Here is a 20,783-nt window from a genome sequence, read left to right on the forward strand (position 1 = left end):
CGGGTCCCTGATTATAAACAGGTGAGGTACACACCATAATAGGCGATTAATTTGAGTTCGCACTAAATTGCGCCGGGAACGACCGCATCTGTTTAAGAGAGTTTGGGAGCCTGGTCTGGTCGCAAAGCGAACATTCAAATGGCAATTGGCATGCTCGTATCAGTCGCCTAAATCAACTTACTGCGATATGCGCCTGGCGCCTGGCCCAGCCATTTCCTGAATGCTTTGGTGAAGGCACTCACCTCTTCAAAGTGCAGCCGTCGGGAAACGTCCTCGATGCTCAGGTTGGGGTTCGTCAGAAGTCGAAGCGCATAATCCCGCTTCAGGCCAGCAAGGATCTGGTTGTAGGTGGTGCCCTCTTTTTTCAGCTTTCGCCACAGCAGGTTCTCCGTTATGCCCAGCTGTACCGCGATGTCCTGCTGCCGCAGCCAGCCCTGGTCCTTGTTAAGCACTAGCAACCGGCGGGCCTGCCTGGTAAACGGGTTGGTTTTGGTTCGCACCAGCATCATGTTCTGGTTGTCTCTCAGAATTTCACGCACCGTGTCCTGTGCAATTGAGAGCGGCGTATCCGCCAGCTTCGCATCGAACACCAGCGCCGTATCGGGTGCGTTGAACGTCGGGGGAACACCGAACAGGTAATGAAAATGCTCGTCGTGGTCGCTTTCGGAGAAGCGAAAACGAACCTCTCGCGGCTGAAGCTCCTCCCCGGCAAACCAGCCGAGCAGTCGAAGCAGGATCAGCAGCATGCTCTGATAGATAAACCGGTAGCTGAGGGGCCGTCGCTCCTCAAATTCGAGCTCCAAGTGAGCCTCGCCATGCTGTTTCTGAAGTCGCAGACGGAACTGATCGGTGAACAATGAGAAGTACAGGTTGAAATAGGCCACCAGCGACGTCAGCGAATGACACCCGACCGCGCCAAGCGCAAACACGCCGAAGGCTCTGCGAGGAACCGGCCGATCGAGAAAGCCCAGAAATAGGTCGTCGGTGGTGTTCATCAACCGTGCGATCTCGCCGCTGTATTCCAGCACCGACAATCGATTCGCACTGACGCTCAATTGATCCGCCGAAAGCGACAGCTCACCCAGAACAGATCTGGCTTCCGGCGAATCGATTCCAACGGCCTCCAACACATCGGCCAGAAAAATCACCGGGATGGTGGGATCAATCAATATGTCCTGAAGTGATTTCAACAGCGGGGCCCTTAGCTCTATATTTGCATCTTTATTGAGATAAATCGCATAAATTGCAACTATAGGACAACTCGACAGCAAAAAATCAACCTACTGTCCAACCCCAAAGCCTCCTATGGTGGATGACATTGGAGTCCCGTAAACCTCGTGGGACCAAGCCCAAGCTTCTTTCCATTCGCTCAGGAGGCCTTATGAACCGTCACGACGAAACCCGCATTCTCAAACAGTGCCTGAATCTTCTGGCCGATAAGTCCACCACCCTGTCCGCCGAGACTCACACGTCACCGGTCGAACGTTACACCGACCCGCAGCGTTTCGAACAGGAACGCCATGCCATTCATCAGGCATTGCCCGTGGCGTACCTGCACAGCAGTGAGCTGCCCAATCCGAACGACTTTCGCACAGTAGCAACCCACTCCGGCAACGTGCTTTTCACTCGAACCGAAGCCGGCGAAGTGAAGGCGTTTCATAACGTGTGCCGCCACCGTGGCGCCCAGGTAGAATCCAGAGCATCGGGCTGCGCCAAAGCGTTTTCTTGCCCTTACCACGCTTGGCGCTATGGAAACGATGGACAGTTGCTCTCGGCCCCTTTCGAGCAAACCTGCTTTCCAGAACTGGACAAAAGCCAGAGTGGCCTCGCGCCAATTCCCTGTGTCGAAGCGTACGGTTTCATCTGGCTATGCCCCACAGCCAAAAATGATGACGATGCCGAGAAACAGCTCGAGGCCCACCTCGAACCGGTGAAAGCGGACCTGGAATGGCTTCAGTGCGACGGTTTACACAAGTTTGAGACCCATCGCCGGACCTGGAAAGCCAACTGGAAAATCGTCACCGAAGGCGGGCTGGAGACCTATCACTTCAAATTCGCCCACAAAAACACCATCGGCCCCTATTTCCTCAGCAACACCTGCGTGACGGACCAACTAGGCGCGCATTTTCGTGTGGTGATGCCGACAGAAGAGCTCAAATCGGTGACGAAAGACCTCATTCAAGACGTGCGCCTGCGAGACATCGCCCATGTTGTGTACAGCATCGCCCCTCAGATGGTGCTGTTGGTTCAGAAAAACCATATTGACTGGATTCAAACGGTCCCTATCAGCGTTGATCAGAGCGAAATCTTTATCACGCCTTTGATCCCCAAACCGGTAGAAGATCTGACTGAAAAGGAACTGGACTATTGGCAGCGCAACCGGGAGATTTCCCTGAATACCCTGGACGAGGACTTTGAGCTGGGCGAGCAGATTCAGGCGGGCATGGCCAGCGGTGCTAACAGCAAGCTCACTTTCGGGCGCAACGAGGGAGCACTGGCTACCTTCAATGCCTGGGTGGAGGAACGATTAAATAGCAGCTAAGAACAGTCAAAAGAAGCGGACAGTTTTGAGAGCTTATTCGATACGTGGAATGTTCGCTTTTGTTTAATTAGGTGCAAAAACAGAGGGGCGGCCAAATAGGTGGTCACAAGAACATGAAGGCTGCTGTCACGAAAGCGCAGGCAGTGACGCTTCCAAGGTCTCGGCAATGCGTGCATTAAGCTTGAGATCCGCCAGATCATCTGCCCGCGTCCGGCCAAGATTCAGCGTTGCGATGGGTTTTCCCCACTCCTTTGCGTACCGACAAAACCGAAATCCGGAGTACACCATCAACGAGGAACCCACGACCAGCAAACCGTCACTCTCGCGCAGACTATCGAGTGCGGCATCAACTCGCTGCTTCGGCACGAAATCCCCGAAGAACACCACGTCCGGTTTCAGGATGCCCGCGCACTGGGGGCAGTCTGCGGGTTTGAAATCTGAGAAATCCACATCCAGGTCGGCATCCCCGTCTGGCGCGGTCGCGGCCTGATACTGCCGGAAGCGCGGGTTGAGTGTGTCGCATTGGTTGTGCACCTCATCCCGGGAACACCGGAAACCACAGCTCATGCAGATTACCTCATCCGCCCGGCCGTGCAGGTCAACGACACCCTGGGTGCCCGCCTTCTGGTGCAGCCGGTCCACATTTTGTGTGACCACCAGGCTGGTGTGATTGAGCAGTTCCAGTTGGGCGATGTGATGATGCGACGGGTTAGGCGAGGCATTGCGCATCACCGGCCAACCGATCAGGCTCCGGCCCCAGTAGCGCTGCCGGGTTTCAAAGCTTTCCATAAAGGCCTGGTGCTGCACCGGTTGCTTGCGTTTCCAGGCACCGTCGCCATCGCGGTAATCGGGGATGCCCGAATCGGTACTCACACCCGCCCCGGTAAGCACCAGGAGCCTGGGGTGCTTTCGAATGAAATCCGCCAGCATTTCCCCGGCCTGTTCCGGCTCATGCTGCACCGGCACCTCATCGGTCTCCGGCAACCGCTGGCTGGTACTGAAAGGTCGGGTGCGGTGGGTCATCACAGGCATAGGCCTCCCGGTTTTGTTAGCCCGGTTTTCGGGCCACGTATACGGTATTAAACGATTCCCTGTTCTGAAACGGATTAAAAAAAGTCACCACGTGGCAGGCCACATCGGTAAACACCTCCCGCAGCACCGCCATGAATTCCTCATCTTCCCCTTCGTTGGACCACATGGCAAAAATACCCTGGGGTTTGATCTGCCGGGCCATCTGGCGAATGTTGTTTACGGTATAGAAGCTGGCATTGGAATCGTGCAGCAGAGCCCGGGGTGAGTGATCGATGTCCAATAGAATGGCATCGAAGGTTTTTCCGGGCGACTCGGGATCGAAACCTCCTTCTGAAGGTTCGGCTATCGCCAGATCAAAGAAGCTCCCATGCACGTAGCGGCTGCGGGCATCGGCGTTTATATCCTTTCCCAATGGCACCAGTTCCTGCTGGTGCCAGCGAATGACCGGCTCCAGGTACTCGACAATCAGCAGCTCCCCCACCCGTTCGTGCTTGAGCGCAGCCACGGCGGTATACCCAAGGCCCAGACCACCAACGACCACACTTAGGTTATCGCCCGGGGTTGCATTCAGGCCGATGTCGGACAGCGCCACTTCCGCGTCCACGAACATGCTGGACATCAGGAACTCTTCGCCGAGCTTCACTTCGAAAATATCCCGGTTACCGATCGCCGGAATCCGGCGCCGACGCAGGGTGATCTCTCCGATTTCGGAGGGCTGGCTGTCAATTTGCTCGAAAAGAAGTCCCAAAGTTGTGCCTCTATCTTGTCAGGGTGAAGGTGCGGCCGCTCGACCGATGCGGGTGCGGGTGGGTAGTCCCTGCCAAAACTGTGCTGAGCCATGGATGACGGAGCTCAAGCGTCACAGGGATGTGGTTGAGCGGGTTTTGGCAGGGACTACCCACCTGCCCAACCCAGCCCATCGAGTTACTCCGAAACCTTCAAACAACCGAGCAGGATATTCCGCATTTTCTCGGCGCCGAGGTTTTCCATCAGCTCAATATTTCTCTCAGGGATCCCATCCACATCCGGGTAGCTATCAATGGCCGCCTCCAGACTGGCTTCCCGCAACAGGTGAAGCATCGGGTACGGAGACCGGTTGGTGTAATTCTCCGCAGCATCCGGTTCCGTTCCTTCGAACTGGTAGTCCGGGTGGAAACTGGCAATCTGGTATACGCCTTCCATCTCAAGGTACGCGAGTAGCCCGTCAGCCGCATCCAGGAATTCATTGTAGGGTCCGAATGCCTGCAATACATCCGGGTGGATCAGCAGGGTGGTTTCAATATCCGGCTCATCGTCCAGGCGGCGAAGCTCAGCATGCAACGCCTGCAGCAACGCATCTTCATCACTGGCATCGGAAACCACAAATCGAACCCGGTTCCGGACCAGCTCGCGTTTGGCAAACGGACACAGGTTGTAGCCGACCACCACGTCTTCGACCCATTGTCGGGTTGCTGAAACTACGGCCGATTCGTTCACATTCAAATCCCCTTTTTGCTGGTATTGGCCGGAGCCAGATTGGACGAGCGAATAGTGCTGTCCAAAACTGTGCGGAGCCATGGATGGCGGAGCCCAAGTGTCACAGGGATGTGCTTGAGCGTGTTTTGGACAGCACTATTCGCTCGGCCACCCCCAAATTCATCTGTCAAAAGTAACCCTGACTCCGCAGATAATCATCATAGGAACCACTGAAGTCCGTTACCCCGTCGGCTCTCAACTCAATAATTCGCGTCGCCAGCGACGAAACAAACTCCCGGTCATGGCTCACAAAAATCAGCGTGCCCGGGTAATTTTCCAGCGCGAGGTTCAGCGCCTCAATGGATTCCATATCCAGGTGGTTGGTCGGCTCGTCCATCAGCAACACATTCGGTTTCTGCAGGATCAGTTTGCCAAACAGCATGCGCCCCTGTTCACCACCGGAAAGAACCTGCACGGATTTGCCGATGTCGTCACCGGAAAACAGCATACGCCCCAGGGTGCCACGAACCAGTTGCTCACCGCCCTTGGTCCACTGGGCCATCCAGTCAGTCAGCGTTTCATCGGCAGAAAAATCCGCGGTGTGATCCTGGTTGAAGTATCCAACCTCGGCGCTGTCCGTCCATTTCACTTCCCCACTGTCTGGCTCATAGGCGCCCGCCATGCACTGCAACAATGTGGTTTTGCCAATGCCGTTCGGGCCGATGATGGCAACCCGCTCGCCGGCCTCGATTTGAAGGTTCAGTTTGTTGAACAACGATTCGCCGTCGAAGCCCTTGCTCAGGTCCTTGAGCGTGACCGCCTGGCGATGCAGTTTCTTACCCTGTTCGAAACGGATAAACGGACTGACGCGGCTGGAGGGTTTCACCTCTTCCAGCTGGATTTTATCGATCTGGCGCGCCCGGGACGTGGCCTGCTTGGCCTTGGAGGCATTGGCCGAGAATCGGCTGACAAACTGCTGAAGCTCGGCAATCTGGGCCTTTTTCTTGGCGTTGTCCGCCAGCATACGCTCACGGGCCTGAGTTGCTGCAGTCATGTACTCATCGTAGTTACCTGGAAACAGGCGCAACTCGCCATAATCCAGGTCCGCCATGTGTGTACACACGCTATTCAGGAAGTGACGGTCGTGGGAGATGATAATCATGGTGCTGTTGCGCGACACCAGGATGTTCTCCAGCCAGCGAATCGTATTGATATCAAGGTGGTTCGTGGGCTCGTCCAGCAACAATACATCTGGGTCAGAGAACAGCGCCTGGGCCAGCAACACACGCAGTTTCCAGCCCGGTGCCAGGGCACTCATCGGCCCATTGTGCTCCTCCAGCGGAATATCCAGGCCGAGCAACAACTCACCCGCACGGGATTCGGCGGTGTAACCATCCATTTCGGCGAACTGGACTTCCAGATCGGCCACGGCCATGCCGTCTTCCTCGCTCATTTCAGCCAGGGAATAAATCCGGTCCCGCTCATTTTTCACCCGCCAGAGCTCTTCGTGGCCCATAATCACGGTATCCATCACCGTGAACTCTTCATAGGCGAACTGGTCCTGGCGCAGCTTGCCCAGTCGGCTGTTCGGCTCCAGCATCACCAGGCCAGCGGAGGGTTCAAGATCGCCACCGAGGATTTTCATCAGCGTGGATTTTCCGCAGCCGTTGGCCCCAATGAGGCCGTAACGGTTGCCATTGCCAAACTTGGCAGACACATTTTCAAAGAGGGGCCTGGCCCCGAACTGCATGGTGATGTTGGCGGTGGAGATCAAGAAAAAACCTATAGGAGTAAAGGGCGGCCGTGCTTGAACAAACAGGCACCTGCGGGAAAAGGCGGCATTGTACAGGTTTGCGGTTTCAACCGTGAGACAGCAAAAGCACGGATAAAAAGAGCTTGCCTCGAAGCGAGGGGCACGGCAGCATTCCCGTTCCGAAGTACCCATACACAGAAAGGAGACCAACCATGGCACAGGCCACTGCACGTCACATTCTCGTAGACAGCGAAGCCAAATGCGAAGAACTGAAGAAAGCCATTGAAGGTGGTCAGGACTTCGCCGAAGTGGCGAAACAACACTCTTCCTGCCCGTCCGGCCGTAACGGCGGCGAACTGGGTAGCTTCGGCCCGGGCCAGATGGTTCCGGAGTTCGACAAGGCGGTGTTCAACAGCGAACTGAACACAGTGATCGGGCCGATCAAGACCCAATTCGGCTATCACCTGCTGGAAGTAACCAGCCGCAGCTAATGGAAGCGGTGTCTTCCCCGAACCGACCAGGCTGGCTGGGGCCTCGTTCCCTGGCCTTCCTGGTTGTTCTGATTGTTACTCCCTTACTGTTTTTCGGTGGCCCCGATTGGTTCAATGGCCCGTTCGGAAGCGCCGTCTGGAATCTGGGGCACATTGGTTTCTTCGGTCTGGTGACACTGGCCGCCCATCCCTGGCGACGGCTGAGCGGCTGGCAGTTATGGATTTTGCCAACGGTCGTGGTGCTGCTGATCGGTGGTGCTATTGAGGTAATCCAGTCGGATATGGGTCGCGAGGCCAGCTGGCACGATATGCTGCGAAACCTCATCGGCGTCTGGTTTGTGCTTGCCTGGCACCCTCTGCTGGATGAGAACAGATCAGCCAGTCCCACGACGCCGCCCGCCCTGATCATTGCCAGCACGCTGCTGCTTCTGTTCGAACTGGGAACCACTGCCGCTGTTGGCGTCCAGCAGTTTAAGGTCGCACACCAGTTACCACTGCTGTACGACTTCCGCCACGACGACCCCACTCCCTACTGGTACGGGGAATTAACACCATCCCAGGAACACGCCAGCCCCCATGAACAGAGCCTTCGGCTGGATTTTGACACCAAGTTGTACTCCGGCGGTTCGCTCAGTAACCTCCCTTCAGATTGGCGCGACTATGAGCAGCTGAGCATGACGCTGTTCAATCCCAACGCACATCCTCTTCAGATGACCCTGAGAATCAACGACTGGACCCACTCACGTGGCAACAACGCCCACAGCGATCGGTACAACATCCGGTTGACAATGCAACCCGGTTCTCAAACCTTCACTATTGATCTGGACGATATCGAAAAGGCACCGCGCACGCGGCGAATGGAAATGGACAACATATCCCAATTCAAGGTGTTCGTATCCCGGTTGCCTGAGCCCGCCACCATCTACATTCAGGATCTCAGGTTGGAGTAAGCGTCCACGGGTTGTCGGTCAGCACTTCCGTACCCTGATCCGTGACCAGGATGGTTTCGCTGCAGCCAATCCCCCACTGACCGGGAATACGCAAACAGATAGGCAGATGGAAGACCATGCCCGGCTTGAACGTCGTATTGCCTCCACGGGCGATAAAACCGGACCCCTCGACCCAGGAAGGTGGGAACTGAGCCCCCACGGTGTATCCAAACACCCCGGAAAAAAACACCTTGTCGCCCAGCGGCGCCAGGGCCCTATCCGCAGCCTGCGCGGCTGACTCGAACGTGTTACCCGGTTTAACGGCCGTCAGAAGCGTGTCCACCACTTTACGGCATCCTTCGAACACCCGCTGCATCTCGGCCGAGGGTTTGCCTGCAATGACGGTTTGCATCATCGGTGCCGTGTACCGATGCCAGGCGGCACCAAATTCCAGGAACACGGGCTCGTCGGGTTCAATCGGGCAACGCTTGTGGTTGGTGTGAATAACGCTGCTACGCATGCCCGTGGTCACGATGGGTTGCATGCTCATGAATTCACTGCCCGCATCCAGCAACGCCCGAGCCCCGGCAGCGGCCACTTCGTTATCGGTGATTCCCGGGCGAACGCTGGCAACCGCAGCCCTCAAGCCCTCCGCCGTTACGCTGGCACTGCGACGAAGGAAGGCAATCTCCCTCTCGGATTTGACGATCCGGACTTTTTTCACCAGCCCGCCAGCGTCCACGAAACGAACACCCGGCAACCGGGCTTTCAGCCCTTCCACAACCCCGAGGCGCAAAGAGCCGTGCCACGCATCAATACCAACGGTGTCCGCGGCGTCGCTCAACGCATCGATCAGGGGCAGCATCACTTCCCCAATGCCTTCCCAGCGGTAACCGGTCACATTGTCCACACGAGTGGTCACGATGGCCGGGCCCATCTCGATGGAAGGTACCTGAAGCAGCAGAGAGGAGGCGGTAACAACCAGCGCGATATGCACAGAAACTTCGAAGGTGCTGTAGCCGGTCAGGTAGAAGATATCGGAGCTGTCAGTCAGCAGGAGTGCATCGATGTCATCGGCTTCCATCAACTGACGGACGCGCGCAAGCCGATGATCATACTCCTCTGGCGGAAAGGGACATTCGCTTCCCCTGGACAGGAGAGTCAGAGCCTTCTGGTACGCGTTGAAATCCATGAGAGCAACTCCACCGTTGCACATGTGTATAACATGGACCCAAATTCGCATCCGGACAAATTTTTGCTCAAATTCTTTCACCAATCCGTTGGTGCGAGTGGGTTGACAAGTTTCTGCAAACAGAGCCACTGATTCCCGCGATACAGTGGCTTTTCATATTACTGGCTGCCGCCCGTTGGCGAGAGCAGGCGAGCCATCTGCGCACTGACCGATTCAATCGGTTCCGAGATCGCCTGCTGGATGCTGCTTGCGACGGTCCGGGAGAAGGCGACCCCCGGTGGGCTTTCCAGGAAGTCCAGGTACAGACTCATTTCCTGGGCGCTGATGTCTTCATAGGTGTACAGGTAGCTATCGAAAACCTGCTGCCCAACCACACCCCGCAGAGTACTCCTCTGACTCTCAATGGCCTGGCGCAGTTCGTCCTGACTCATTGAATTCGGGCTGAGCGATACCATGGCGCTGGCCAGCCCGAGCTGCACAGCCATGGTGGTGTCCACCGCACTTTCTGTGGCGCGGGCCGCGCGGTCGTAGCGCTCGAACATCCGGCTGCGCTCGGTATTACGGTACTTCCGGCTCAATTCCGGCCCCTGAGCCTGAATGTCTTTCCAGACCGAGGGCGCGGAAGCGGCAATTTCAGCCTCGGCGATCTTCCGGGCGACCGGTGTTTCATACCAGCTATGAACCGAGGCCAGTTGTTCAGACGTCAGATTGTTTTCCAGATTCTCAACAATCTGCTGTTCGATGTCCGCATTCCGAAAACTGAGGCTGACCACCTGACCAATGGTCGCGGTGACCGCTGGCGGCAACTGCCCAACCTGCGCGAGGCCATCCTGAATGCCCTGCTTCAGCATTGCCGGATATTGGGCCACGATATCGTCGATGGGTGACGCGGTCACAACCTGCTGGGCACTGGGTGCAGCCACGGCCTGGCCAGCAACAAATACCGCCGCATATAAAAGAGGTTTAATTAGAGCGCGAGGCTTCATAACACTATCATCCCATTTCATGCCTTACTTTGTTTATGGCACGAGATATGCCAAATCGGCAAGTGATCGCCGACATTGGGAGATGACAGTTTGGTAGGGAAGCGGTCCACAAAACGGCGCAGGCAGCGCGTCTCGCAATGGCGATCCCGGCTCACCTGGTTTGTCCTGCCGGTGGCCGGCGTACTCATTGGCATCTGGGCGACTATCCGTTTCAGCCTGCTTGCTCCGGCACCGCCAGCGAATGCAGAACACCTATGCGAAATCTTCCGGGAACACCCGGTCTGGTACGACTATGCCCGCAGTTCCCAGGACCGCTGGGGCACTCCGATCGCAACCCAGATGGCGTTCGTTTATTACGAGTCGTCATTCCGCAGCCATGCCCAGCCGCCCCGTAAACGTCTGTGGGGCTGGCTGCCCTGGTTCCGGATCAGTTCGGCTTACGGATACGCCCAGGCACTGGACCCGGCCTGGCAGGATTACCTCAGGGCAAATGACGGCAGCTGGTATGCGGTACGAACCGATATGGAATACGCGCTGGATTTCATCGGCTGGTACAACCACCTGACCAACCGACACCTGGACGTTGCCTATTCCGATCCCTATCAGCTGTACCTGGCCTACCACGAAGGCCGGGGTGGCTTCAGCCGACGCACCTTCGACGAAAAACCCGCCATTGTCGGGCTCGCCAAACGGGTCAGGAACCGGGCATTCCGGTACGACAACCAGCTCAGTACCTGCGAGCAAGAATTCCAGTGCTGGCGCTGGTACCAGTTCTGGCCATTCTGCTCTGTGCCTGGCTAGCCGGTCTGCTCAGAACGACGCGCTGATCTCGATGGCGCCAGCGTGTTCCCGCAACCGCTCCACCAGATACTCCATGACGAGCCGGACCCGGGCCATTTGCTGGGTGTCCTGATTCACATGCAGCCAAAGATCCACGCTTTCCCCTTCCAGTGGATCACTCAGTCTCCTTAGTTCCTTTGCGCTTTCCCCCAGGTAACAGGGCAAGACGGCCAGTCCGGCACCGGCCCTGGCAAGCGCAACCATGGACTGCAGGCTATTGCATCGAATCAGGGATTCCGCGTGTTTCAGGTTACGCCGGTACCAGCGTCCCGTAGCCAGCTGGGTAAAGGTTTCGTCCGGTATCAGCCAGCGAAAGTCTTCCGGACGACTCAGCATTTCGATATCGCGGTGCCGACGGCAATAACCGATCGAGCCGTACACCGCCGACTCAATCGCCGCGATTCGCTCGCCTGACAGCGTTTCTTGGGGTTCGTTTTCCGGCCGAACGGTAATGTCCGCCTCCCGGTGACTCAGGTTGGCAACGTCGTTATCGGTGAGTACTTCCAGCTCAATGCCTGGATAGTCCCGCACCAGTGCCGACAGAATCGGGGCAAGCAGCTCGTTGAGCAGGACATCCTCAGCCGCAACCCGGACTTTGCCCACCGGATCGTCCCCCTGCCCCACCAGCTTGCGCTCGAGGTTTTCCATGGCCACGGCGAGCTTCTCCGCCTCGCGGAAGGCGGTCTCCCCCACCGGCGTTAACTGAAAACCGTCCCGGCTGCGCTCAAAGAATTGCACCCCCATGGACTCCTCCACCTGGTCGAGCCGACGAAGAACCGTGGTTTGGTGCACCCCCAGCAGTTGTCCCGCTTTAGCAAGGGTTCCGCCCTGGGCCAGGGCGCGAATAAATCTCAGATAATCCCAGTCCATCTTTCACTGCATTTTTGCAACATGAGTACGGATTTTAACTTATTTATACTGCGAAATAGAAATTCTAGAATTCGTCCCGCAGTTTAAGGTAGATCGCTAACTATTTCGCACCTACTTGGAGGAAAGCGTAATGATTAACAGACACAGTGTTACAGATCAGCCGCTTCCGTCAGCGCTCCTCCACAACGGCGCTGAGACGCGGAGACAATACACCCGCGCAGCCATCAAAGGACTGGTGCAACGGTTCAGCCGCAAGGCGCAGGCCGTTCAGACTCAGGCGGGAACCGCTATTGAGATGCCCGGAATGCAGGGCAGCGTGTAAGGAATGTTGGCCTGTAGTTGAAGATCAGGCCCGACAGGAAGGAATTCTAAGGCGCCGATGCCCCCACGGGACATCGGCGTTTTTCTTTGGAAATCAGCTTTCCCAGATGACCGTTTGGGACTGTTCGAACCAGCTGTCCATTTTCGGCGCGTAGTAGTCTTCGATGATATTCCGCTTGATCTTCATGGTTGGCGTCAGCATGCCGTTTTCCATGGTCCACGGATCGTTCACGATGATCATGCGGGCAAGCTTCTCATGGGGCTCGCACTTCGCGTTGACCGCATCGAACACCTCACGCAGTTCCCGCTCCAGTTCCGCGCGGTCGCCACCGTTTGCCAGCTCCTCCCTCGCCTCATCCGACAGCAACACCAGCAGACAGGGCTGGGGCTGGTTGGCACCGGCGACACACGCCACTTCCACCTTGGGGTGATTGAAGCGGTTCTCGATGGGCACCGGAACCACGTATTTGCCCTTGGCGGTCTTGAACAGGTCCTTCACCCGCCCGGTGATTTTCAGGAAACCCTCCGAGTCGATTTCACCCATGTCACCGGTTCTCAGGTACCCGTCCTCGGTGATGTCTTCCTTGGTTTTCTCTTCATTCTTGTAGTAACCCAGCATCAGCCCCGGGCTCTTCACTTCAATCTCGCCGTTGTCCGCGATGCGGTGATCTACCCCCGGGTTCGCGAGCCCGACAGTTCCAACGCGGGTTCTGCCCGGCCGGTTGGCGTGGGAGTAAGCGAAGTTCTCGGACATGCCATACACCTCAAGCAGCTCGAGCCCGAGGTTCCGGTACCATTCGATGATCGGAGCAGACAGCGGTGCCGCTCCCGTGAGCGCTGCACGGCAATGATCCAGCCCCAGTTGCTTCAACACCTTCTTCTTGACCAGTGAGTTGAGCACCGGGATCTTGAACAGCACCTTCTGCTTCTTGGGAGGCAGCTTGGCACTCACACCCAGATAGAATTTCATCCACAGCCGCGGAACGGAGAAGAATACGGTCGGGCGAGCCCTTTGCAGGTCCTCCTGGAAGGTGTCCAGGGAGTTGGCAAAGTACAGGTGGAAGCCATAGTACAGAACCTGCGTTTCCACAGCCGCCCGCTCGGCGACATGCGCAAGCGGCAGGTACGACAGCATGCGCTCACTCGAATCCACCGGGAAAATCTGCTGCAGGCCCTCGGCCACCGAAATCATAGTCCGGAAGCTGTGCATGACCCCTTTCGGGCGACCGGTGCTGCCCGAGGTATAGACCAGCGTTGCCAGCCTGTCCGGGTCCGGCAACTTCGGCTCCGCAGGCTCCGTCCTGGCCACAATCTCATCCCACTGTGGCGTATCCTGCCGGGGCGACATGGGCAGGGAGATGATCGGCAGGTCAGCCGGGAGATGCCCCTTGATGTCATTCCAGCCATCCGCCTTGCCATCGAGCTTGCCGAGGAACAGCAACGTTGCCTCGCTGTGATCCAGCACGTAGGCCGCGGTCTCGCCGTTGAGCGTCGGATACAGCGGCACAGAAACATGGCCGGCAGCCCAGATCGCCAGATCCGCCAGAATCCAGTGAGCGCTGTTCTTGCCCAGCAGTGCAATCTTGCTTTGGTCCGGGAAGTTCAGCCCGTTCAGGTGCCCCGCCATTCTGGAGACCTGATCGGCCGCCTGTTTCCAGGTGATGTCCTCAACCCGACCATCCGGATAAGGCTGGGTCATGAACACGGTATCGGGGGTTTCCTTGGCCCAGTAGTAAAGGCAATGGAGGGAGGTCTGCTTGCGAGAATCCGTTGCCATCGATGGCTCCTTATTATTTTAGTGATTCAATCCTGAGGTTCGATTCTGTATTCATAGTAGCGGTATTCGGGAGTGCCTCAATAGCAACACACATCTGTCTGGCTGACAATATTTACCACCGGCGTGAACCAGTTCACAGAACCAGACCACCCCGTTCGGGGCTTTGCTCTAGATTGACACTGAAGGCAACGCGAATTGCTCGCCAATCGGAGGACTCCGTGAAATCATCATCCCGTTCTTTTCTGATTTTCCCCGCCTGGGGCATCATCCTGCTGGGTTCCGCTGCATTCCTCTATTGTGCGTCCGTGGGTCTGCTGGGGAACTGACTCCGGCAAGAAAAGGCCTGCGCAGCCGCTGCCCGGGCCTGTAACCCAACGCATCCTCCTGTAAACTAGTCGTTTTTCCAACGAACGGATGCGTCTGTATGTCTGAACTGGTGCTGTTTCACTACCCCATGTCTCCCTTTTCCGAAAAGGCGCGCGCCATGCTCGGCTACGCCGGCCTTGCCTGGCAATCGGTTCAGGTAGAGGAGATGCCGCCTCGCCCCGTTCTTGAGACCCTCGCCGGCGGTTACCGGAAAATCCCGGTCGCTCAGCTGGGCGCCGATGTGTTTTGCGATACACGAACCATCGCCACAGAAATTGCCCGCCTCGCTAATAAGCCGGAACTGTCGCTGAGCGAACAGCCTGAAAACGTACAGGCATTTGTCGAAAAGGTGGATCTGGAGATTTTTCTGGCCTGCGTGATCGCCTCCAGTGACGCACGGCTGATGATCAAGCTGGTCCGTGAAACCTCCCTGCTCCATACCCTCCGTTTCCTGAAGGACCGTGTGGCGATGGGCCGAAAGGCCCGGGTGCGCGCAATGGGAGCGGGCGAGGCCAAAAAAGTAGCTCGTGCCTTTATCGCCGATCTGGACGAGCGACTGACACAGGACTTTCTGTTCGGGAATCAGCCCTGTGTTGCCGACTTTTCCGCCTACCATTGCCTCTGGTACGCCTGCGACCTGGCCAACAAACCCTGGCTTCGCGATTACCCGAAAGTCGCGGACTGGATGGCGCGGATCAAGGCGTTTGGCCACGGCACACCGACTGAGATCACGCAGGATGACGCCGTTGAGCAGGCCCGCCAGGCAGAACCACGGGCCTTGCCAGCCGCGGTGGATACGCAGCACGCGGGGCAAACTGTCAGCATTGCGCCTACCGACTATGGCCGAGACCCGGTCATTGGAATACTGGTCTATTCAGGTGCCACCGAAACCGTTCTCGCCCGCGAGATGCCTGCCGTCGGCCGGGTCCACATCCATTTTCCGAAACAGGGCTTCCGGCTGAAGCCTGTCTGACATCAGCGCCGGAAGCGAGTCTCCAGCACCACCGCCGAGTTGGTGCGTTCAACCCCTTCCAGATTGCCAATTTCATCCAGTACCGCGCTCAGTTCCTCCAGGGACTGGGCCTGTACGATGGCAATCAGGTCGTACTCGCCGCTGACGGCGAACAGCTGAGCCACCTGGGAGATGTCCTCCAGCTCCAGGTTGGTTTTGGCTGTCAGCTTCTGCAGCACCTTGATGGACACATGGGCCTCGACCAGGTTTTCGGAAAACTCCCCACCCAGCATCACCGAATAGCCCCGAATCACCCCACTGGCCTCGAGTTTGGCAATGCGATTCTGCACTGTGGAGCGGGAGACATGCAGCTCCCGGGCAAGGTCACTGATGCTGGTTCGGGCGTTCTGACGCAACAGCATCAGTAGCTTCTGGTCCTGCTTACTAATCATTTTGATATCTCAACCTTTCAATTTGATCTAATTCTATCCCGATTCGCTCATTTTGCATCTGCAATTTGACACACCAAGTCATCATACTTTGTGCCAAATCAACACAGGAATTTCGGACATGCTGATTCGCCCGATTGCACATTCAGATCTGGACACGCTCTATCAGATCGCCGTTGAATCCGGCCCGGGCTTTACTTCCCTGATGCCGGACCGCGAGGCACTGACCCGCAAGATCGAGCACTCCGTTGCCAGTTTTAACCGGACGGTATCGACGCCCGAAAACGAGCATTACCTGTTCGTGCTGGAAGACGAAGTCACCGGCGAGATCATGGGCACCACCGGGATCGAGGCGGCCGTTGGCCACGACCACCCTCTGTACCATTTCCATCGCAATACGGTGACCCATCACTCCCGTGATCTGGGCCTGCGCCACAGCGTGGAAACCCTGTCCCGTTGTAACCATTACTCCGGCTGCTCCGAAATCTGCTCGCTGTATCTGCGCCCCGAATTCCGTCGCCCCAATGCCGGCAAACTGCTGTCCCGCGTTCGTTTCCTGTTTATGGGCCTGCACCCCGAGCGCTTTGCCGATACGGTGATTGCTGAAATGCGTGGCGTTTCCGATGACGAGGGCCGCTCGCCGTTCTGGGACTGGATGCAAGCGCATTTTGTCGATATGGAGTTTGCCGAGGTCACTCGTCTGATCAGTAGCGGCAATACCGATTTCATTGAAGAGCTGATGCCCTCGCATCCGCTCTATACCTGCCTGCTGAGCCCGGAAGCCCAGAGCGTGCTGAGTGAGGTTCATGAGAAAACCCGTCCGGCGCTGCATATGCTCAAGAGCGAGGGTTTCCGGCACAAGGGGTATGTAGACCTGTTTGATGGCGGCCCGACCGTCGAATGCAAGCTGTCAGGTATTCGCAGCGTGCAGGAATCTGAACACTGGTCGGTTGAAATTGACCGTGCGCCGACCAATGATTTCCAGAAGCGTAGCCGGACACAGTTTGATTCACCGCTGCTGGTGACCAATACCGAAACCGCCGGTTTCCGGGCAACGGTACTGAATGACGCAATTACCCGGGCAGGTTCCCGAACCCTGTTTTTGACACCAGCCCAGGCCGAGCAGCTGAACCTTCAAAACGGCAGCGTTTGCCGGGTTCTGCCTCTGACCAGTCAATCCCGGACTATGCCGGCTCCAAAAGAACATACTCGTGCGGAGGTAAGTTATGCACACCAATCATAAAGATCTGTTTGAAAAACTGTGGGACAACTACAAATCGGTAACCCCGTCGGCGGAAGAAATCCACCGCATCCTGGGTGCAGAGGAAGGCCAGGCCATCGTGAACGATCACATTGCCCTGCGTACCTTCAACCTGGCGCCAGTAGGTCTGGACGCTCTGGCTGAGCATTTCACCAGCATCGGCTACAAGCCCTGCGGCGAATACCACTTCGAAGCCAAGAAGCTGTTTGCCCGCCACTTCGAGCATCCGGATCCGGAAGCGCCCAAGGTGTTTATCTCTGAACTGCTGGTGGAAGAATTCTCTCCGGAACTGCAGGCCATCGTGAAAGACATGGTTGCCCAGGTTAAGCCGGAAGACGTCACCGCCGACAACTTCCTGTACTCCGGCCGTCACTGGGACGTGGACTACGACACCTACCGCAAGCTGCTGGAAGAAAGCGAGTACGCGGCGTGGATGGCGGCGTGGGGCTACCGTGCCAACCACTTCACCGTCAGCATCAATCACCTGACCCAGCACAACACGGTTCCGGAAGTGAACCAGCTGCTGAAGGACAACGGCTACACCGTGAACTCCTCCGGTGGCGAAGTGAAAGGTTCCCCGGCAGACCTGCTGGAGCAGTCTTCCACCATGGCAGACCGCATTCCGGTTCAGTTCTCTGACCGCGAGGAAACCATTCCGAGCTGCTTCTACGAGTTCGCCCTGCGTTACCCGAAAGAAGACGGAACCCTGTACACCGGTTTCGTGGCGGCGTCCGCCGACAAGATCTTCGAGAGCACCAACGCGGCCTGAGCCGTTACGGTCTCCCGAAACAAAACAGGGCTGGTCTAGGACCAGCCCTGTTCGCCTTTCAGGGGCACAAACCGAACGCCCCCCAGATCCTCGGTTCGATATTCCGACTCCGAAACCCGGGTCACTCGTCGCAGTGACTGCACCGTATGTTGCGAGCCGACCGGAATCACCAGATGGCCACCAATCGCCAGTTGCTGTTTTAACGCATCCGGCACCGCCGGTGCCCCCGCCGCCACGCATATGCCATCGAAGGGTGCTTTTTCCGGCCAGCCCAGGGTGCCGTCAGCACAGCGCACTTCCACGTTGTCGTAGCCTTCCTGATTCAGCACACGAGCCGCTTTGGCCGCCAGCGACTCAATACGCTCAATGCTGAACACCCGCCCCGCAATGGACGCCAGCACCGCCGCGGCATAACCAGACCCAGTGCCAATATCCAGTACGGCTTCCCCGCCTTGCAGGTCCAGCGCGTCCGCCATCAGCGCCACGATGTAGGGCTGGGAAATGGTTTGCCCCTCGCCAATGGGCAATGGGCCGTCGTCGTAGGCGCTGTCCGCCAGGTCCGGCGGCACAAATCGCTCACGCGGTACGCGCCGCATGGCTTCGATCACCAGCAGTGATGAGATGTCCCGGCCCGCAATCTGCTGGTCCACCATCCAGTTCCGCAGCCGGGAATAGTCGGGTTGCTCGCCCATGGGAAGCGTCCTCCCTCTGAATACCCACACCAAGTGTTGGCCGTGGACGGGCAGGACACAAGTTCAGATGGCACTAGCCTGCGACGCTGAAAATCCCGATCGTACTGACCGTCAGCAACACCGTGCCCAGCACCCGGAAAAACACCGGCGTTTCGGCCCGGAGCATGCGATCGTGAACCGCCAGACCAATGACATGCCCCACCGCCGCACAGGGCAGCAGCCAGAGATGATGAATCAGCTGCAGGTCTACGCCGGCCCAGACAAACGCGGCCATTTTGATGGTCACCAGAATAAACCAGAGAGCAAAGAGCGTGTCCCTCAGTTTCTCCTTGGGCAGGTGCTGGGCCACCACGGCTATGATCAGGGGCGCACCGATCAGGGAGGTGCCGCTGATGTACCCGCCCAGCATCAGAAACAGGGTATCGACCGTTTTGCTGCCACTCCGGAACGGGCGGTTGATGATGTAGGAGACGGAGTACAGCGCCACGATGACAAAGATAATGGCACTGAGCACCTTGGAAGGAAGGGTTATGAGGCCCAGCACACCAATGAGTTTCGGTACGATCATGATCGCCAGGATGCGCCGCAGGTATTGCCAGTCGACGGTACTCTCTCTCGCCCCACGACCGGGCGTCTGACGGCCCGATTCATCGGTGGCTGACTGTGTCTTGCGGTTATTGATCCATATGGTCAGGGAGGAAAACACCAGAAGATGGACCGAAATCAGCGGCAGGAAGACCAGCGGCTGATCCAGCACCAGCAACAGAAACGGCAGTGACAGCACCGCCCCGCCAAACCCCAGCCCGGATCGCACAAAGCCGCTCCAGACAAAGATCAGGCCTATCAAACCATACTGGACCATTGTCAGGTCAGACATCACTACTCCCTTCACCGATTAACGCCGAAACACCGCCGGCACCCTTGCGCTCCGATACATTCAGAGCTAGCATCAGACTACTGTACATTTAACCAGCATCAAGACCCATGAAAACCCGTGGCACCAGCCTGAATCCCCACAACCGATACCAGCCACGAGTGATCGCACGCTCGCGAGATGGCGAATGGTACCAGTCGGAGGAGGACGAGCCGAATCCGGACTCGATCGCAACGGAAGTCATCGATGAACGGGTCCGCTCCATCATCAGCCGGAACCGCTCACCGGATGTGCCGTTTGACCAGTCCATCAACCCCTACCGGGGTTGCGAGCATGCCTGTATTTACTGCTTTGCCCGGCCTACCCACGCTTACTGGGACATGTCCCCGGGACTGGACTTTGAAACCCGGCTGATTGCCAAGCCGAACGCAGACCATCAGCTTCGCCGGGAACTGGACCGGCCTGGCTACACCCCTTCGCCCATCGCCCTGGGGGTGAACACCGACGCCTACCAACCCATCGAGCGCGAACGGCGCATCACCCGTTCCCTGCTGGAAGTCATGCTGGAATACCGCCATCCGGTGTCCATCATCACCAAGGGAGCGCTGATCCTGAGGGACCTGGACCTGCTCTCCGAACTGGCCAGGCAGGGCCTGTGCTCGGTGCGCATCAGCCTGACCACACTGAGCAACGACCTGAAACGGCGTATGGAACCGCGCACCGCCGCACCGGCCACCCGCCTGAAGGTGATCCGGCAACTGGCCTCGGCCGGCGTGCCTACCGGCATTATCCTCGGGCCAGTGATTCCGTTCATCAATGACCACGAGATCGAAGAGATTCTGACCTCTGCCGCCTCGGCCGGCGCCACCCGGGCCAGCTGGATCATGCTCAGGCTGCCCCTGGAGCTGGACGAGCTGTTCCAGGACTGGCTGCAACGGCATTTCCCGGACCGGGCCGAGCGGGTGCTGGGTCGGATTCGGGACCTGCGGGGCGGAAAACACAACAACAGTCAGTTTGGCCGCCGGATGACCGGCACCGGCCCCTATGCCCAACTGATTCGCCAGCGTTTCAACAACCGGGCCCGCAAGCTCGGCTTTTCCCTACACGCCAGCGAGCCCTTGCGAACAGACCTGTTCCGCCGGCCCGGCGGGGAACAAATGGGGTTGTGGTGACATCCAAAGGGCACGCCCGTTTCTCAACTATGCTGTTTGTTCAGTAAAAAGCCGGAGATA

General features: G+C 57.6%; 21 protein-coding genes. 9 read left to right on the forward strand and 12 right to left on the reverse strand.

Features of this window, described 5'->3' with window-relative positions:
- Nucleotides 1-167: 167 nt before the first annotated feature.
- Nucleotides 168-1,190, reverse strand: coding sequence for an AraC family transcriptional regulator (locus QVZ43_RS02265; protein WP_302908708.1), 1,023 nt, complete (start codon nt 1,188-1,190; stop codon nt 168-170).
- A 191-nt stretch (nt 1,191-1,381) separates the two neighbouring features.
- Between QVZ43_RS02265 and QVZ43_RS02270 the strand changes: the two genes are divergently transcribed.
- Nucleotides 1,382-2,542: an aromatic ring-hydroxylating oxygenase subunit alpha gene (locus tag QVZ43_RS02270; protein ID WP_302908709.1), complete on the forward strand. Its 1,161-nt coding sequence runs from the start codon at nt 1,382-1,384 to the stop codon at nt 2,540-2,542.
- Nucleotides 2,543-2,668: 126 nt separating this feature from the next.
- Here QVZ43_RS02270 and QVZ43_RS02275 read toward each other — a convergent pair whose 3' ends face one another.
- The 4 genes from QVZ43_RS02275 to QVZ43_RS02290 all read right to left on the reverse strand — a co-directional run bounded on the left by QVZ43_RS02275 (nt 2,669) and on the right by QVZ43_RS02290 (nt 6,803).
- Nucleotides 2,669-3,574, reverse strand: coding sequence for an NAD-dependent protein deacetylase (locus tag QVZ43_RS02275; RefSeq protein ID WP_302908710.1), 906 nt, complete (start codon nt 3,572-3,574; stop codon nt 2,669-2,671).
- A 16-nt stretch (nt 3,575-3,590) separates the two neighbouring features.
- Entirely contained in the window at nt 3,591-4,322 is a 732-nt protein-coding gene (locus tag QVZ43_RS02280; protein WP_302908711.1) for a polyamine aminopropyltransferase, read from the reverse strand.
- A gap of 176 nt (nt 4,323-4,498) precedes the next feature.
- Nucleotides 4,499-5,050 (reverse strand): DUF1415 domain-containing protein, encoded by a 552-nt coding sequence (locus QVZ43_RS02285; RefSeq protein ID WP_302908712.1) that lies wholly within the window; start codon nt 5,048-5,050, stop codon nt 4,499-4,501.
- Between the two features lie 166 nt (nt 5,051-5,216).
- Nucleotides 5,217-6,803 (reverse strand): ABC-F family ATPase, encoded by a 1,587-nt coding sequence (locus QVZ43_RS02290; protein ID WP_302908713.1) that lies wholly within the window; start codon nt 6,801-6,803, stop codon nt 5,217-5,219.
- A gap of 191 nt (nt 6,804-6,994) precedes the next feature.
- Between QVZ43_RS02290 and QVZ43_RS02295 the strand changes: the two genes are divergently transcribed.
- Together QVZ43_RS02295 and QVZ43_RS02300 are read left to right on the forward strand one after the other, a co-directional pair.
- Nucleotides 6,995-7,273, forward strand: coding sequence for a peptidylprolyl isomerase (locus QVZ43_RS02295; protein ID WP_223794170.1), 279 nt, complete (start codon nt 6,995-6,997; stop codon nt 7,271-7,273).
- Nucleotides 7,273-8,223 carry a VanZ family protein gene (locus QVZ43_RS02300; protein ID WP_302908714.1) on the forward strand — a complete coding sequence of 317 codons (951 nt, stop codon included), beginning with the start codon at nt 7,273-7,275 and terminating at the stop codon, nt 8,221-8,223. Before QVZ43_RS02295 ends, QVZ43_RS02300 begins: the two co-directional genes overlap by 1 nt.
- Here QVZ43_RS02300 and QVZ43_RS02305 read toward each other — a convergent pair.
- Nucleotides 8,210-9,394 carry a M24 family metallopeptidase gene (locus QVZ43_RS02305; RefSeq protein ID WP_302908715.1) on the reverse strand — a complete coding sequence of 395 codons (1,185 nt, stop codon included), beginning with the start codon at nt 9,392-9,394 and terminating at the stop codon, nt 8,210-8,212. The two genes, QVZ43_RS02300 and QVZ43_RS02305, sit on opposite strands and share 14 nt — an antisense overlap.
- 158 nt (nt 9,395-9,552) lie before the next feature.
- On the reverse strand, nt 9,553-10,317 hold the full coding sequence (locus QVZ43_RS02310) for a DUF2059 domain-containing protein (RefSeq protein ID WP_302908716.1): 765 nt from the start codon (nt 10,315-10,317) through the stop codon (nt 9,553-9,555).
- 153 nt (nt 10,318-10,470) lie between these two features.
- On the opposite strand from QVZ43_RS02310, the gene QVZ43_RS02315 reads away from it, so the two are divergent.
- A complete protein-coding gene (locus QVZ43_RS02315; protein ID WP_302908717.1) occupies nt 10,471-11,181 on the forward strand; it encodes a transglycosylase SLT domain-containing protein in 711 nt (236 codons plus the stop codon).
- Nucleotides 11,182-11,190: 9 nt separating this feature from the next.
- Here QVZ43_RS02315 and QVZ43_RS02320 read toward each other — a convergent pair whose 3' ends face one another.
- Nucleotides 11,191-12,090: a LysR family transcriptional regulator gene (locus QVZ43_RS02320; RefSeq protein WP_302908718.1), complete on the reverse strand. Its 900-nt coding sequence runs from the start codon at nt 12,088-12,090 to the stop codon at nt 11,191-11,193.
- Nucleotides 12,091-12,220: 130 nt separating this feature from the next.
- On the opposite strand from QVZ43_RS02320, the gene QVZ43_RS02325 reads away from it, so the two are divergent.
- Nucleotides 12,221-12,412 (forward strand): hypothetical protein, encoded by a 192-nt coding sequence (locus QVZ43_RS02325; protein ID WP_302908719.1) that lies wholly within the window; start codon nt 12,221-12,223, stop codon nt 12,410-12,412.
- Nucleotides 12,413-12,505: 93 nt separating this feature from the next.
- Here the strand turns inward: QVZ43_RS02325 and QVZ43_RS02330 are convergent, their stop codons facing one another.
- Complete coding sequence (locus QVZ43_RS02330) at nt 12,506-14,188, reverse strand: AMP-binding protein (protein WP_302908720.1); 1,683 nt, start codon at nt 14,186-14,188, stop codon at nt 12,506-12,508.
- A 424-nt stretch (nt 14,189-14,612) separates the two neighbouring features.
- On the opposite strand from QVZ43_RS02330, the gene QVZ43_RS02335 reads away from it, so the two are divergent.
- A complete protein-coding gene (locus QVZ43_RS02335; protein WP_302908721.1) occupies nt 14,613-15,527 on the forward strand; it encodes a glutathione S-transferase family protein in 915 nt (304 codons plus the stop codon).
- A gap of 2 nt (nt 15,528-15,529) precedes the next feature.
- Here the strand turns inward: QVZ43_RS02335 and QVZ43_RS02340 are convergent, their stop codons facing one another.
- On the reverse strand, nt 15,530-15,958 hold the full coding sequence (locus QVZ43_RS02340; protein WP_223794179.1) for an Lrp/AsnC family transcriptional regulator: 429 nt from the start codon (nt 15,956-15,958) through the stop codon (nt 15,530-15,532).
- 118 nt (nt 15,959-16,076) lie between these two features.
- Between QVZ43_RS02340 and QVZ43_RS02345 the strand changes: the two genes are divergently transcribed.
- On the forward strand, nt 16,077-17,198 hold the full coding sequence (locus QVZ43_RS02345; RefSeq protein ID WP_223794180.1) for an arginine N-succinyltransferase: 1,122 nt from the start codon (nt 16,077-16,079) through the stop codon (nt 17,196-17,198).
- Nucleotides 17,182-17,985, forward strand: coding sequence for a DUF1338 domain-containing protein (locus tag QVZ43_RS02350; protein ID WP_302908722.1), 804 nt, complete (start codon nt 17,182-17,184; stop codon nt 17,983-17,985). Before QVZ43_RS02345 ends, QVZ43_RS02350 begins: the two co-directional genes overlap by 17 nt.
- 35 nt (nt 17,986-18,020) lie before the next feature.
- Here QVZ43_RS02350 and QVZ43_RS02355 read toward each other — a convergent pair whose 3' ends face one another.
- Both QVZ43_RS02355 and QVZ43_RS02360 read right to left on the reverse strand, forming a co-directional pair.
- Nucleotides 18,021-18,677, reverse strand: coding sequence for a protein-L-isoaspartate(D-aspartate) O-methyltransferase (locus QVZ43_RS02355; protein WP_302908723.1), 657 nt, complete (start codon nt 18,675-18,677; stop codon nt 18,021-18,023).
- Between the two features lie 73 nt (nt 18,678-18,750).
- Nucleotides 18,751-19,554 (reverse strand): TSUP family transporter, encoded by an 804-nt coding sequence (locus QVZ43_RS02360; RefSeq protein WP_302908724.1) that lies wholly within the window; start codon nt 19,552-19,554, stop codon nt 18,751-18,753.
- A gap of 107 nt (nt 19,555-19,661) precedes the next feature.
- Between QVZ43_RS02360 and QVZ43_RS02365 the strand changes: the two genes are divergently transcribed.
- On the forward strand, nt 19,662-20,723 hold the full coding sequence (locus tag QVZ43_RS02365) for a PA0069 family radical SAM protein (protein ID WP_302908725.1): 1,062 nt from the start codon (nt 19,662-19,664) through the stop codon (nt 20,721-20,723).
- Nucleotides 20,724-20,783: the final 60 nt, after the last annotated feature.

Origin of the sequence: Marinobacter suaedae (genome assembly GCF_030519635.1) — a bacterium.
GTDB classification, from domain to species: Bacteria; Pseudomonadota; Gammaproteobacteria; order Pseudomonadales; family Oleiphilaceae; genus Marinobacter; species Marinobacter suaedae.

Excerpts from the sequence above, each read along its gene's own strand:
- QVZ43_RS02270 (WP_302908709.1), top strand. The coding sequence starts at position 1,382 with ATGAACCGTCACGACGAAACCCGCATTCTCAAACAGTGCCTGAATCTT.
- QVZ43_RS02275 (WP_302908710.1), bottom strand. The coding sequence starts at position 3,574 with ATGCCTGTGATGACCCACCGCACCCGACCTTTCAGTACCAGCCAGCGG.
- QVZ43_RS02295 (WP_223794170.1), top strand. The coding sequence starts at position 6,995 with ATGGCACAGGCCACTGCACGTCACATTCTCGTAGACAGCGAAGCCAAA.
- QVZ43_RS02300 (WP_302908714.1), top strand. The coding sequence starts at position 7,273 with ATGGAAGCGGTGTCTTCCCCGAACCGACCAGGCTGGCTGGGGCCTCGT.
- QVZ43_RS02305 (WP_302908715.1), bottom strand. The coding sequence starts at position 9,394 with ATGGATTTCAACGCGTACCAGAAGGCTCTGACTCTCCTGTCCAGGGGA.
- QVZ43_RS02320 (WP_302908718.1), bottom strand. The coding sequence starts at position 12,090 with ATGGACTGGGATTATCTGAGATTTATTCGCGCCCTGGCCCAGGGCGGA.
- QVZ43_RS02325 (WP_302908719.1), top strand. The coding sequence starts at position 12,221 with ATGATTAACAGACACAGTGTTACAGATCAGCCGCTTCCGTCAGCGCTC.
- QVZ43_RS02330 (WP_302908720.1), bottom strand. The coding sequence starts at position 14,188 with ATGGCAACGGATTCTCGCAAGCAGACCTCCCTCCATTGCCTTTACTAC.
- QVZ43_RS02335 (WP_302908721.1), top strand. The coding sequence starts at position 14,613 with ATGTCTGAACTGGTGCTGTTTCACTACCCCATGTCTCCCTTTTCCGAA.
- QVZ43_RS02340 (WP_223794179.1), bottom strand. The coding sequence starts at position 15,958 with ATGATTAGTAAGCAGGACCAGAAGCTACTGATGCTGTTGCGTCAGAAC.
- QVZ43_RS02345 (WP_223794180.1), top strand. The coding sequence starts at position 16,077 with ATGCTGATTCGCCCGATTGCACATTCAGATCTGGACACGCTCTATCAG.
- QVZ43_RS02350 (WP_302908722.1), top strand. The coding sequence starts at position 17,182 with ATGCACACCAATCATAAAGATCTGTTTGAAAAACTGTGGGACAACTAC.
- QVZ43_RS02355 (WP_302908723.1), bottom strand. The coding sequence starts at position 18,677 with ATGGGCGAGCAACCCGACTATTCCCGGCTGCGGAACTGGATGGTGGAC.
- QVZ43_RS02360 (WP_302908724.1), bottom strand. The coding sequence starts at position 19,554 with ATGTCTGACCTGACAATGGTCCAGTATGGTTTGATAGGCCTGATCTTT.
- QVZ43_RS02365 (WP_302908725.1), top strand. The coding sequence starts at position 19,662 with ATGAAAACCCGTGGCACCAGCCTGAATCCCCACAACCGATACCAGCCA.